General features: G+C 49.5%; 16 protein-coding genes. 15 read left to right on the forward strand and 1 reads right to left on the reverse strand.

Annotated elements, in window-relative coordinates; translation table 11 throughout:
• The first annotated feature begins 146 nt into the window (after positions 1 to 146).
• From B5G12_RS12025 to B5G12_RS12060, 8 genes are all read left to right on the forward strand, one after another.
• Positions 147 to 479, forward strand: a complete 333-nt coding sequence (locus B5G12_RS12025) for an ATP-binding cassette domain-containing protein (protein WP_242956030.1) — start codon at positions 147 to 149, stop codon at positions 477 to 479.
• 32 nt (positions 480 to 511) lie between these two features.
• Complete coding sequence (locus B5G12_RS12030; RefSeq protein WP_087325071.1) at positions 512 to 1,129, forward strand: MptD family putative ECF transporter S component; 618 nt, start codon at positions 512 to 514, stop codon at positions 1,127 to 1,129.
• A gap of 159 nt (positions 1,130 to 1,288) precedes the next feature.
• The gene (locus tag B5G12_RS12035) at positions 1,289 to 3,103 is read left to right on the forward strand and encodes an ABC transporter ATP-binding protein (protein WP_087325072.1); all 1,815 of its coding nucleotides are present in this window, start codon (positions 1,289 to 1,291) and stop codon (positions 3,101 to 3,103) included.
• A 2-nt stretch (positions 3,104 to 3,105) separates the two neighbouring features.
• A complete protein-coding gene (locus B5G12_RS12040; RefSeq protein ID WP_087325073.1) occupies positions 3,106 to 4,842 on the forward strand; it encodes an ABC transporter ATP-binding protein in 1,737 nt (578 codons plus the stop codon).
• 66 nt (positions 4,843 to 4,908) lie between these two features.
• Positions 4,909 to 5,415, forward strand: a complete 507-nt coding sequence (locus B5G12_RS12045) for a manganese efflux pump MntP (RefSeq protein ID WP_343286639.1) — start codon at positions 4,909 to 4,911, stop codon at positions 5,413 to 5,415.
• 17 nt (positions 5,416 to 5,432) lie between these two features.
• On the forward strand, positions 5,433 to 5,963 hold the full coding sequence (locus B5G12_RS12050; RefSeq protein WP_158099720.1) for a TetR/AcrR family transcriptional regulator: 531 nt from the start codon (positions 5,433 to 5,435) through the stop codon (positions 5,961 to 5,963).
• Positions 5,964 to 5,972: 9 nt separating this feature from the next.
• Positions 5,973 to 6,344, forward strand: coding sequence for a metal-dependent transcriptional regulator (locus B5G12_RS12055; RefSeq protein ID WP_087325076.1), 372 nt, complete (start codon positions 5,973 to 5,975; stop codon positions 6,342 to 6,344).
• A 383-nt stretch (positions 6,345 to 6,727) separates the two neighbouring features.
• Positions 6,728 to 7,153: a sigma factor-like helix-turn-helix DNA-binding protein gene (locus B5G12_RS12060; protein ID WP_087325077.1), complete on the forward strand. Its 426-nt coding sequence runs from the start codon at positions 6,728 to 6,730 to the stop codon at positions 7,151 to 7,153.
• 62 nt (positions 7,154 to 7,215) lie between these two features.
• Here B5G12_RS12060 and B5G12_RS12065 read toward each other — a convergent pair whose 3' ends face one another.
• Entirely contained in the window at positions 7,216 to 7,578 is a 363-nt protein-coding gene (locus B5G12_RS12065; RefSeq protein ID WP_087325093.1) for a helix-turn-helix domain-containing protein, read from the reverse strand.
• 273 nt (positions 7,579 to 7,851) lie between these two features.
• Between B5G12_RS12065 and B5G12_RS14420 the strand changes: the two genes are divergently transcribed.
• The 7 genes from B5G12_RS14420 to B5G12_RS12095 all read left to right on the forward strand — a co-directional run bounded on the left by B5G12_RS14420 (position 7,852) and on the right by B5G12_RS12095 (position 12,925).
• Entirely contained in the window at positions 7,852 to 8,061 is a 210-nt protein-coding gene (locus tag B5G12_RS14420; protein WP_144064147.1) for a hypothetical protein, read from the forward strand.
• Between the two features lie 338 nt (positions 8,062 to 8,399).
• On the forward strand, positions 8,400 to 8,687 hold the full coding sequence (locus B5G12_RS12070) for a helix-turn-helix domain-containing protein (protein ID WP_087325078.1): 288 nt from the start codon (positions 8,400 to 8,402) through the stop codon (positions 8,685 to 8,687).
• A gap of 405 nt (positions 8,688 to 9,092) precedes the next feature.
• Positions 9,093 to 9,338 carry a hypothetical protein gene (locus B5G12_RS12075; protein WP_087325079.1) on the forward strand — a complete coding sequence of 82 codons (246 nt, stop codon included), beginning with the start codon at positions 9,093 to 9,095 and terminating at the stop codon, positions 9,336 to 9,338.
• On the forward strand, positions 9,316 to 10,326 hold the full coding sequence (locus tag B5G12_RS12080) for a ParB N-terminal domain-containing protein (RefSeq protein WP_087325080.1): 1,011 nt from the start codon (positions 9,316 to 9,318) through the stop codon (positions 10,324 to 10,326). The genes B5G12_RS12075 and B5G12_RS12080 overlap by 23 nt, the downstream gene beginning before the upstream one ends.
• Positions 10,323 to 11,096 (forward strand): DUF6551 family protein, encoded by a 774-nt coding sequence (locus tag B5G12_RS12085; RefSeq protein ID WP_087325081.1) that lies wholly within the window; start codon positions 10,323 to 10,325, stop codon positions 11,094 to 11,096. The genes B5G12_RS12080 and B5G12_RS12085 overlap by 4 nt, the downstream gene beginning before the upstream one ends.
• Positions 11,097 to 11,119: 23 nt before the next feature.
• Positions 11,120 to 11,350 carry a hypothetical protein gene (locus tag B5G12_RS12090; protein WP_087325082.1) on the forward strand — a complete coding sequence of 77 codons (231 nt, stop codon included), beginning with the start codon at positions 11,120 to 11,122 and terminating at the stop codon, positions 11,348 to 11,350.
• A gap of 93 nt (positions 11,351 to 11,443) precedes the next feature.
• Positions 11,444 to 12,925, forward strand: a complete 1,482-nt coding sequence (locus B5G12_RS12095; RefSeq protein WP_087325083.1) for a tyrosine-type recombinase/integrase — start codon at positions 11,444 to 11,446, stop codon at positions 12,923 to 12,925.
• Positions 12,926 to 12,950 lie beyond the last annotated feature (25 nt).

Here is a 12,950-nt window from a genome sequence, read left to right on the forward strand (position 1 = left end):
AACCGATAGCAGCGAAAGAATAATCTGATTGGAAATCTGGGTTGTTTGGTCTTTTTACTTGATCTACGTTTGGTTATTTCCGCTGAACCCCAAATGGTTTTTTCAGCTGAACGCTAACAAGCGTTTACCAAGAACTACTGCTGGCATTGTCTGACCAAAAGGATAAAGATGAAAAACGAATAGATGATATTCTGGACGAGTTGAATTTGACAATTTATAAAGAGCGGCATCCAATGTCCCTCTCTGGCGGTCAGAAGCAGCGCACCGCTATTGGCGTTGCGGCACTCCGGGATGCAGAGGTACTTATTTTTGATGAGCCCACAAGCGGCTTGGACTACAAAAACATGGAGAGCGTTGCAGGAATTTTAAGTGCGCTGTCCAAAAGAGGGAAAGCCATCCTGGTGATTTCCCATGACAATGAACTACTGATGAAGATTTGTTCCCGTGTCATTCGCGTGACTGAAAGGACTTCATCTTAGTTATATACAAATAATAGAAAGGGGCTATCTGTATGAGTGAACAAGCAAAACCTGTCGGGGCATCCGACAAAATGAAAGCAAAGGACTTTATCACGCTGGGCATTTTTACGGTGTTATTCTTTGCTGTGGTAATGGTGTGCATCTTTGCCTCCGCAGCTACCGTGGTGACTTTCGCCTTTGGGAGCGCCATTGCTGCAATTCCTGGAGGCATTATCTATATGCTGATGCGCGCTAAAGTGCCAAAGGCCGGGAGCGTCCTTTTGAGCGGTGTGGTAATCGGCTTGATTGAGTTCCTGATTGGTGCAGGATGGGCGGTTGCCGTTGGCTTTATTGTCGGTGCCGTAATTGCGGAGCTGCTGGCCCGCGCCGGCCACTACAAGAGCTTCTGGCTGAATACCATTGGTTATTCCGTCTATATGACATTCTTTGCGCTGGGCACCTATCTCCCTATGGTCATTATGACCGGCTATGTGGATGATATGTCCACCTCTAACGGCGTGAGTGCCGAGTATCTGACAGAGCTACATAGCTTTATGAATGGAACAATGGTAGTCATCATTGCTGTTGTGACCTTCGTTGCAGGCATCGTCGGCGCTTTGATTGCAAAAGGCGTGTTCAAAAAGCATTTCCAGAAGGCAGGCATTGTCTAAGGACAATATAGTTACGACTAACTCTCTGGTATCTTTGGGCTATTTTTGACACCAGAACAGAGATATGGAGTAGCAGGCAATTTCAAAGATTGATAAAATGAATGGCGAGGTTAGAAGTTGCTAACCTCGCCATTTTCACTTTTAAGGAGGGTTCATGCTATGTCAAACGCAAAGTCGAAACAGGCAAAACCAAAGACGGGTTTGGCACGATGCATGGAATTGGCTTCTGACAGAAAGGGCCTTGTATTCTTAGCTGCGGTTCTTTCGTCACTGGCGGCCATTGCTTCGTTCATCCCGTACATAGCGGTCTATTTTATGATCCGCTCAATTATCGGTGTTTTTCCGAACCTTGACCAGTTAGATATGGGAATGGTCATGAATTATGGCTGGCTGGCGCTCGCCGGGATTGTGGCTAATATCCTGTTGTATTTTCTGGCTATTTTCAGTTCCCACATGGCGGCGTTCGGTACACTGTACGAGCTGAAGGTCTTGTTCGCTGACCATATCACCAAAATTCCGTTGGGCTATCATTTGACCATCGGCAGCGGGCGTCTGCGTAAAATCATGGATGAGAATATCGAGAGCGTGGAAGGGTTTATTGCCCATCAGTTCCCGGATTTTGTGGCGTCCGTCACGGCTCCCATCGTCATGGTCATCATCTTGCTGGCTGTTGACTGGCGGTTCGGTCTTGCCTCTCTGGTCGGTATCATTCTGGCGTTTGTTGCGGAGTTTATTGGCTTTGGCAGCGGCGAGATGAAAGAGAATATGGGCAAGTATCAAAAAGCCCTGGAGGAAATGAACAACGCTTCTGTGGAGTATGTTCGTGGAATGTCGGTTGTGAAGGCATTTAACCAGACGGCATCCTCTTTCAAAAAGCTCAAAGAAGCGATTACCGGATATACAGAGTGGGTCCTGAAATTTTCCCTGGGCTGGCAGAACTGTATGCCCGCCTTCACCACAATCATCAATAATGTTTATCTGATTATTGTACCTGTCGGAATTTTAATCGGCTCCAGGTCGGATGATTTTGCTGGGTTTGCCATGACCTTCATTTTCTATCTGCTCTTTGTACCCGCAATTTCCGGCGTGTTGAACAAGATCATGTACATCTCCGAGTCGTTCATGCAGATTGATGGAAACGTGGCTCGGATGGATGAAATTCTGAACATCCCCGAAATGCCGGAAACGAGCCATCCCAAGAAACCCGCCAATGATGATGTTGCTTTCAAGGATGTCAGCTTTTCTTACACGGGAGATACACACGAAAAGGCGCTGGAGGATGTTTCCTTCGTTGCGAAGCAGGGACAAATCACGGCCATTGTTGGGCCGTCCGGCGGTGGCAAGAGTACGATTGCCAATCTGATTTCTCGTTTTTGGGATGTATCTTCCGGCAGCATTACCATCGGCGGCGTAGATGTGCGCGATATGGCGGAGGATGACCTGATGCACCATGTCAGCTTTGTGTTCCAGGATATTTTCCTGTTCAAGCAGAGCATTTTGGATAATATCCGTATGGGCAACCCTTCGGCCAGTGAGGAACAAGTGATTGCGGCGGCGAAAGCGGCTCAATGCCACGAGTTCATCTCCAAACTGCCCAACGGGTATCACACGGTGGTCGGCTCCAAAGGCATCCATCTCTCTGGCGGCGAGCGCCAGCGGATTGCCATTGCGCGGGCCATAATCAAAGACTCGCCTATCATCGTACTGGATGAGGCAACGGCGTTCAGCGACCCGGAGAATGAATACCTGATCCAGAAAGCATTTGAAAAGCTGATGCAGGGTAAGACAGTTATCATCATCGCACACCGCCTCTCCACGATCCGCAATGCAGATAAGATCATCGTCATGGAGAAAGGTCACCTGGTTGAAGAAGGAAAACATGACGAGCTGGTGGCCGCGGGCGGACGTTATGCACAAATGTGGAACCACTATACAGAAGCGATTGGCTGGAAAATCAGCGGAAAGGCGGTGTAACTATGAGCAGATTACAAAAAGCTCTCTTTTTGTCAGACAAGGGTTACGCAGATCTGAAAAAAGCAATCTTCGCCTGCACATTGACGAACCTGGCTATGCTTCTGCCGTTCTGTGTAACTGTTATGATTTTCAGTGAAATTCTGACACCCTTTGTCAGTGGCGGCTCCATTCAGTGGAACCATATCTGGATGCTGTGGGGCGCAGGTATTGTTTCGGCCATCCTGGTATTTCTGGCCGCCAAAAACGATTACCGCAAAACCTATATTGCCTCGTATAAGGAGTCGAATACGACCCGGCTGCGGATTGCGGAGCATCTTCGGAAACTCCCTATGAATTTCTTTAACACCAAGGACCTTTCCGAACTGACCACGAATATGATGGCAGATTGCAGCAGCATGGAGTCCCTGCTCAGCAGCACGATCCCTCCGCTGATTGCAAACGGCATCACGGTGACTCTGACCTGCATCCTGCTGGCCTTCTTTGACTGGCGGCTTGCCCTGTGCGTATTCATCACGGTTCCGATTGCCTTCCTCATTATCTGGCTCAGCCGGAACCATCAAAAGAAACTCTTTGAAAAGCAGGTTGACGCAAAACTGGCTGCATCTGACCAGGTACAGGAATACTTGGAAGGCATGAAGATCATCAAGTCCTGCGGGCTGTCCGGCTCTCATTTCAGCGCGTTGGATAAAGCTCTACTGGCGATGAAAAAGATCGCCATCAAGGTAGAAATGGCTGTCGGCGTGTTCATGTCCAGCGCCAGCATGATTTTGCAGGCAGGTATTGGCATTACAATCTTTGTCGGTGCTATCCTCCTGACCAGTGGACAAATTGAACTGCTGCCTTTGCTCATGTTCCTGCTGATGGTCACGCGGATTTATGGCCCTATTTTGGCAATCCTGGCGAATTTGTCCTCGCTGCTGAATTTGAATGTAGTTACAAGTCGTATGCGTACCCTGCTCACCACTCCTGCAATGGACGGTGACGGGAAAACGGTCCCGAACTGCGATATTGAACTTTCCCATGTGACTTTTGCCTACAATCAGGAAGATGTCATCAAAGATGTTTCCTGCAAAATTCCCCAGGGGAGCGTGACTGCCCTCGTTGGCCCGTCCGGTTCCGGTAAAAGCACGATTTCCAAACTGATTGCCCGCTTTTGGGATGTTCAGAAGGGCAAGATCACCGTGGGCGGCAAAGACATCAAGAGTATGGAGCCGGAAAGCCTCATGTCTTATATGTCTTTCGTATTCCAGGATGTGACCTTGTTCAATGATACGGTTATGAACAATATCCGGCTGGGCAATCCAAGCGCAACAGACGATCAGGTAATTGCTGCTGCCAAAGCAGCCTATTGTGATGAATTTATCCGGGAAATGCCGGACGGGTATCAGACGGTCCTCGGTGAAAACGGTAGCACCCTTTCCGGCGGTGAGCGCCAGCGTATTTCCATCGCCCGCGCATTGCTGAAAAATGCGCCCATCATTCTGCTTGACGAGGCCACAGCATCCCTCGACCCGGAGAATGAAGTTCTGGTTCAAAAGGCGATTGCCAGACTGGTGGAAGGTAAGACGGTTATTATGATTGCCCACCGCCTCCGTACAGTTGTGGATGCGGACCAGATCCTCGTTCTTGACAATGGACGGTTGGTAGAGCATGGAACCCACGATGAGCTAATGAAGAAGAGCGGTCTGTATCATAAACTGTTTCATATTCAGCAGGAGAGCCTTGGCTGGGCTGTGTAAACCGAAGCTGAAGGAGGGGCATCGTTGAACGGAGTAGAGTTGCTTTTGATTGCAGTCGGTCTTGCGATGGATGCTTTTGCAGTTTCTGTGGGCAAAGGACTAACTGTTCAAGGACAATGTAAAAAAGCGTGTATTGTAACCGGCCTGTATTTTGGCGGCTTTCAGTTGATTATGCCTCTCCTTGGCTTTTTGTGTGGAGAAAGTTTTATTCACTATATTGCACCTATCTCTCGCGCATTATCTTTTATCCTTCTTGTATTGATTGGACTGAATATGTTGAGAGAGACTCTGAAAGAAAATTCAGAAACGAACTCAGCATCAATCGCTCCTACAGTAATGATCCCGGCCGCCATTGCAACAAGCATTGACGCATTTGCAGTAGGTGTTACTTTTGCTGCATTGCAAGTGAATATGATTGTTGCCGTTTCACTAATTGGTAGTACAGCATTTTTGCTTTCAAGCGTCGGAGTTAAGATTGGAAACATCTTTGGCAACCGCATGGAAAAGTGGGCCGGAATTTTTGGCGGATTGATTCTTATTGCAATCGGCGTAAAGATACTTGTTGCTGGATGAGGGAAAGGTTCATAAAAATGTCAAAAGAAGAAGTGACCACAAAAATCATAGGGTGTGCAAAGGACAGCTTTCTGCACAATGGATACCACGGGACTTCTCTAAAAACGATATGTAAACAGGCAGGCGTGACAACAGGAGCATTGTACCACCGTTTCCCCGGCAAAGATGCTTTATATCGTGCTGTTGTTGAACCCGCTACAAAGAAGCTATTAGAAACTCTGAATAACTGCCCTACTAATGCTGCTTGTTCTATCATGCCTGAACAGGGATTGATATTGGTCTACCTTTACTGGGATGTGTTCAGAATAGTTGTCCGATGTAGATGCACTTCATATTACAATGAATTTTACAGCGCCATAGAAAAAAGTGTCTACCACCGCCTGTCGAAGCTAAATAACAATTATGCAGAGGATATTTGCTGGTTGCTGTCCAGAGCATATCTGGCAAGTTTTTTCGAGATCATTCGCTGTGATTATGATTTTGAAACAGCCCAAAAATGTATTGGCATATTAGAAAATTTCTTTGCATCACAAGAAATTCACTGTTAGGGGGTAAAGATGAAACTTCATGCGTCCGGGGAGGACTATCTGGAAACCATCCTTGTTCTCCAAAAGAAACTCGGCATGGTACGCTCCGTAGATGTGGCCCGACACATGGAGGTGTCAAAGCCCAGCGTGTGTCATGCCGTGGCGATCCTGCGGGACGGCGGCTTTCTTACAATGGACGAAGATCACTTTCTCCATCTGACCGATGTGGGCCGCGAGGTTGCTGAAAAAATCTATGAGAGACATTGTTTTTTTACCGAGCAGCTTATCGCCGCAGGCGTTGACCCCAAGACTGCGGAGGTTGACGCCTGCCGGATTGAACACATTATCAGCGATGAGAGCTTTTCTCGGCTGAAAGAGGCAGCTGCAGAAGGGAAAAATTAAACCCGACAAGAGTAATCCACCTGACAAGGAAAAAACCGGTGCGGGGCAGATATTTTCGTGTACTCAATCAACAATATCGCCCCGATGACGGCTTTGAAACACATCAAGGCCGTCACTCTTTTTGTGTATTCATAAGAGTAAACTATTTCGGAGAAACCGCTGTGAAATATAAAGAACCTCGATCTCGTCTGGGATGTTTTAGCAATCAACCAAAAAAATTCTAGCTATCTATCCCTCTATCTCTACCTTTGGATGGGCATTATCGTATCTATTTAAAAGGTTCTATTGGACTTTTGACAAAAGTGTGGGATTCACTGAACAGTGTCGCCCACCACCTCTGTTCGTGTTCACTCGTTGATTCGTGAACCGTAATGGAGGTATCAATGAAGGAAATCAATCTGCGGGAACTGTATCCTGATATATATAGCGCCGATATCTTTGTGGAGGTGACTGACGAAGTATGGGCTGCAATTCAGACAAGTCAACGGGTAGAAGCTACATACGAGCGCCAGAAGTTCAGGTATAAGGCTTACTATTCTCTGGACCATGGAGACGGAATAGAAGGCTGCCTTTTAGTACAACCCCTAGCTCCAGAAAATATCATAGAGAATAAATGGTTATATATAGAATTGCAGAATGCAATCCGAAAGCTGCCACCCGCCCAAAGAAGGAGAATATATGCACGATTCTACTTGGGTAGGACAATTGCGGAGATTGCACGGAAAGAGAGGGTTGACCAGCGCCGGGTAGGAAAAAGTATCCAATGCGGGCTTGAACGGCTGGCATGGCTACTAGAAATCGATTCATAAATTTAGAAATAATAAAACACAAGCCGGTAAAGGATACCCCCACCGGCTTGTGTTTTATTTTATCAGGATGAAGAATCCGCTTGATCTGTGGATTTGTCCATAAGTTTTTTTAGTTCATGGGAAAGCGTACGTGTTGCGTTTAGTAGTGTTTCTCTGGCTTCAGATGGACAGGAAAGGTAGAGCTGACGCATTTCATCCGCAGATTTATCTTCTCCATCCGAGGAATTTAATAAGGCGTCGATAGAAAGACCCAGAACTCCTGTTAGCGAGCGAAGAATCTCGAAGGAAGGATTTTTGACTCCCTTCTCAATCAGCTGCAAATGCTTCAAAGAAATGTGGCTCTGATCTGCAAGTTGCTGCTGGGTCAGTCCCTTTCTTTTTCGTACAACCCTTATATTATACCCCAATTTTTCCAACACAGTCATAAGCATTATCGTCCCCTTACAAATAGTTTATCGTACTTATAAAAGCATTGGAATAACATTTTAGTTCTCAAAAATAAGTATTAAAATGCTCTTTTCAATGCTTTGTGGCAAAATTACCAAAAATCAGCCTTGATTTTTTACATTTAGAGAGGGGGTAAAAATGCCTTTTTTTGTCACGGATAATAGAAGAGGTCTTTTTTCTACTGCGATTTAATTCGATAGAGTAGTAAAGACTTCGCTTCGTTCAACCGTTCAATATGAGGAGGTACCATTATGAGTGAAGTTCTGCGAGCGGATTTAAACGTCTCCAACTGCCCCCGATGTGGCACCCGACTGATGTGTGGAAAAATTATTGTCACTGGATTGCATAAATGCTCCAGGTGCAATCGCCACTGGGTGATCCAGATGGAAAAGAACAAGGTCACTGTGACGAGGGCATCCCTACATTTCGAAAAGCCTGAAGAACTTGAAAGGTTCGCCTGATTCTTTCGAATCTCATGAAACGAAAACTGAATATGGAATGAGACATACTGTATCTGCTGTTGAACTGGGTACAAGCCCTTAGGAACAGAATTCAGGAGTCAAAAGTTTGTTCGATAGGACTGAACCGGCTATAGGCCGGACGAGCCGGCAGACGGAAGCGATTTCCTTAGGGAAATTGCGGCTGTCTGCCGGCCTTTTTTATTTGCTATCTGGTTGTCGCTTCCGTCGCCCCACGGGAGTGACAGATGCGCCAACACTGGGAAACGTACATCGCCAGATACCCCTGACCTTCGGATTTTGCACGTCCATACACGCGTCAAAATCTGGAGGATCATGCAATGCGTTTCGATGCAGTGGAATGTGGAAAGAGAATCAAGGCTCTGCGGGAAGAAAAAAGACTTACCCAAATGGAGCTTGCCGAGCAAATTTGTATTACTACCGATCATCTGCGGGCTATTGAACGCGGTCGGAGAGCTTGTTCTATCGACTTGCTGGTAGATTTATCTCTGTTCTTTGAAGTGACATTAGATCATCTTGTTTTAGGTAGAACCTCAGCAAATAAAACAATTCGTGCGGAGGTTTTACAAGCCATTGAAATCTTGGAAGGTATCAGAAATTCACTATAGTTTGCTGCCACTACCGTGTCTGAGAGACACGGTAACCGGGTCTACCAGTCACTCCCGCAACAAAAATTTCTAAGGTATCATAGAGTCACAGCAAGGGCCTCCCCCAAACGGAGGACAAGCCCGAAGCCAGCGGACCTTGAAAAATGAATAAACAGCCTTCTGGTACTTCCAGACAATGATACTTCCGTAACTCGCGGCCCGGCCACAAAGAAGGCGGGGCGGCTGAAATGCCGATGGAGCGGTGCAAATCCGCCGCCAGAAGGTTCCCAATCCTCCCCGGGGCGTCGAGGACAAATGGGGGAAGGAAACCCAAACAAGATTTCGGCCCGCCGGCTGAGAATCATGTTCCAGGCTGGCGGGCTTTTTATATCAACACAACAATTTATAACAGACAGGAGGTCAACTATGAGCCGTAGCTACACGCGCAATCTGAATACCGTATCTCTCATCACGCTGTGTCCGGTCTGCCTGCATTCCTTTCAGGATGCCAAGCGAGCGACTCTGCGCCGCGCCGATCTGCGCCAGCGGACCAAGGATGTCTGTACCTATTGCCAGACCCGTTATGGGTTTGACTACTATGCCCAGCCTATGGTTCACAGAGACCCGAACCGGAGGGAGGCCAAAGCCTATGCTGCGACGGCTGAAGATTGACCCCGAGTTTCAGAGCAAGATTCCGCCCCTGACCTTTGAGGAGTTGAACCTGTTGGAAACCAACATCCTGGAGGAGGGCCGGATTCTCAGCCCCCTGATCGTCTGGAACGGTCTGATTGTAGACGGCCATAACCGCTTTGCGATTCTGAAAAATCATCCCGAAATCAAGTACACCGTGCTGGAAAAAGAGTTCGCCAACCGCTATGAAGCGATTGTCTGGATTTGCAAAAACCAGCTTGGCAGGCGAAATCTGACGCCAGAACAGCGAAAATACTTGATTGGGAAACAGTATGAAGCCGAAAAGCAATCTAATGGTGGAGATCGAAAAAGTTCCGCAAAAAAATCAGTTGGTCAAAATGACCAACTGATCGGGAAAAAACACACCAGACTTCGGATTGCAGATGAGAACAATGTAAATGAAAGCTTTGTTCGACGGGCGGAGTCGTTCGCAAATGGAGTGGATGCAGCAGAAGAAGCTGTTTCCGGCATCCGTGCCAAAATACTGTCCGGCGAGGTGAAACCCACGGCGGCTGAGCTGGCCGCCGTGTCTCGCGCAGCCCCGGAGGAGCGTCCGGCACTGGTGGCTACACTCTGTAAGCCGAAGGATGAGAAAAGGGCTGGTAGAAAAGAGAAGAAAGCAATAGTAAGAGCAAAGGCAGAAAAACTCGAAACCGAGGCTTCGGAGCCTTGCGAGCCGGCAGAGCTTCCGTCCGCTCCTTCTCCTGAGCTGGCACCGCAGCCAGTGAAAATCGACAACCAGCAGCTGCTGGAAATCGCGGCCAGCCGGTATCACGCAAAGCGCCGGGCCACCGGCAGCGATATGCTGTGCGAGATCGAGGCTGCGGCGGACAATCTGAAGCAGCGGTGGGAGCAAGCCTTCCAGTATTATCCCGATCTTCTCACCGACTCTGACAATCGGGCCGCAGTTGCAGAGATTGCCCAAAGCCTCACAAACTACCTAAATGAAGTGGAGGAACGTACCCTATGAGATTATACTCTTATCCCTATAAAGAAATTTCCATCAACAGCGCCTTCCTGGAGATCCCCGCCGAGTACCAGCGCAAGCTGCAGATGGGCAAGGTCAAACAGATGGTGGCCGAGTTCAACGGCGTCATTGTCAATCCGCCCAAGGTCAGCTACCGGGATGGCCGCTACATCGTGATCGACGGCCAGCACACCATCGTGGGCCTCAAGACCCTCAACGGCGGCAATGACTTGCCCATCCTCTGCCGGGTCTACGTTGGTCTGACCAAAGAGGAAGAAGCTCTCGTGTTTGCTCAGCAGACCGGCGCATCCACTCCCCTTTCTGCGGGTGCGAAGCTGCGGGCCAAGCTGGTGGGCCAGGATGCCGAGTCCCACGCTTTCCTGGCCGCCACCGAGGCGGCGGGGCTGCAGTTGGGCACCGATCATGTACGGGCCAACCGTAAGATTATCTGCGTCAGCACCGCTCTCAAAGAGTTCCGGCAGTATGGCCCGGACATCTATACCGAGGGCCTGCGGGCCATTGCCGAAGCATGGGACGGCGACCCCGATTCCCTGCGGCCGGGCATCATCCAGGGCGTGATACGCTTCATCGCCCTCTATAAGGATGAATACAAGTACAGCCGCCTGGTAAAACGGTTGGCCACCATCTACCCCATGAAGCTGGTCCGCGACGCCGACGCCATGAGCGGGGCGGCGTCCTACCGGTACATGATGCAGGTCCTGATACGCTATAATGGATGCAGCAAAAAGAATATGCTGCCGGTGAAGTTCTGAGAAGTTGGATTGGAGGTAGCATCATGTACGAGAATCCTGTTTTGAACGAAGCGGCCCCTATCCAGGTGGAAGAAGTGGTGCTGCCGCAAATCGTCAGCATCAAGCAGGCCAGCCAGCGGATGGGACTGCCGGCCTACTACGTTCGCCGCCTGTGCAAAGAAGTGCCGGGGATAGCGTTCCAGTCCGGTGTCAAGTGGTATATAAACCTTGGCAAAATGGCGGAATACTTCAACAACGGAATGACTTCAATCTGATTTGTCAGGGATGGCGAAGCGATTGGCGGTATCCTAACAATTAGCGCTGTAACCTGTTATACTCACCATGACAGAAGAAAGGAGGTTACGAGTATGGCTTCTGTAAAACTGATCGAACCCAAGAAAAAGCCCAAGTATTTCCAGCTCACCGCCATTGTCATGGTGAATGGAAAATCGGAGCGGCGCTATGGCCGCTTTGACTTTGACCCTACCGAGCTGAAAACGGCCCGCCAGCGCCTGGCAGCGGCGAATGCGGCGGCGGTGGAGTTTGAGCGGGAGCAGCAGGCTCAGATCGACAAGGAAATGGCTGGCGGCGGCAAAACGTTCGAGCAGGTGGCAAGAGAGTACATTGACTCCAACCGTTCTCTGTTGGAGCCGTCCGCCCGCCTGAAAGGCGATGCAGAGCAGCACCGGAACAAGGCGAATACGACCCGTAATAAGAATGGCTACCTCAACAAAATCAGAGGCTATCCCCAGTTCGCACAAAAACCGATCGGCACCATCACCAAGAAGGATTGCGACCAGGTCCTCCGCCTGTTGGAGAAAGGATGCACCCGGGTCTATCAGCGGGCGACGCTGAAACCGGGGGCCAAGGCGTACAAGACCATGTCCTGCCCCAAAATCGCAGAATTTTGCACCATCAAAGAAGAAACGGTGGAAAAGTCCTTCCGCGGGGAAAGCGTCTCGCTTGATTCCGCGCAGCAGATTGCAAAAGCGCTGGGACAGGAGGTTGAGACTCTCTTTGAGGTAGAGACGGACGAGCGGCCCATCACCCAGAAAACCATGCGGGAATACGTTATGTTTATCCGTGCCGTGATCAACTACGCCAACGAGAACTACAACGTAGACGCCAAGCCGCCCCAGATACGGGCCTGCGGTAAGAAAGGAAAGAGCGTGGACTGCCTTCATAAAGACGAGGTGGAGCGCCTGCAGCAAACGCTAAAAGAGTGCTCCCTGCTGGAGCGGGCGATCATTCTGTCTTTGCTGAATACCGGCGTCCGCCGCGGAGAGCTGGCCGGACTGACGTGGCAGGATGTGAACTTCAAGGAGTGCACAATCCACATTTCCAAGTCTCTGCTGGTCTTTCAGAATTTCGGCTACCAGCTCACCGCAACCAAAGAGAACAATGTCCGGGATGTGGACGTTGCACCGGAATTTATGGCTTTCCTGGAGGACTACTACCGGCAGTGGAAAGCTCAGAAAAAGGTGATGGGCGCGGCCTGGCAGAAAAGCCTGGATAGAAAATCGGCCAAGTATGCTTCTTCCCTGCTGGCTCTGCGAGGGAATGACTTTGTGATCTGCAACGACCACGGCTTCCCCATCAACCCGGATAGCTACGGCAGTCTGGTGCGGCGGGTCGGCAAAAAGGCGGGCATCGAAGGGCTGCACCCCCACATGTTCCGGCACACCTTCGTCAGCATCCTGTTGTCCAACCCCAACATCGGCATCGCCACAGTGGCGGCGGAAGCGGGCCACGCCCAGCCCAGCACAACGCTGGCGATCTATACCCAGGTGTATGACCGCCGCCGCGAGGAGATACGCAAACAGATGAGCCAGGAACTGTACAGCGAATAAACAATTTCCGCCAAAAGGCAGAAAG

Origin of the sequence: Faecalibacterium sp. An58 (genome assembly GCF_002161515.1) — a bacterium.
Taxonomy (GTDB): domain Bacteria; phylum Bacillota; class Clostridia; order Oscillospirales; family Ruminococcaceae; genus Faecalibacterium; species Faecalibacterium avium.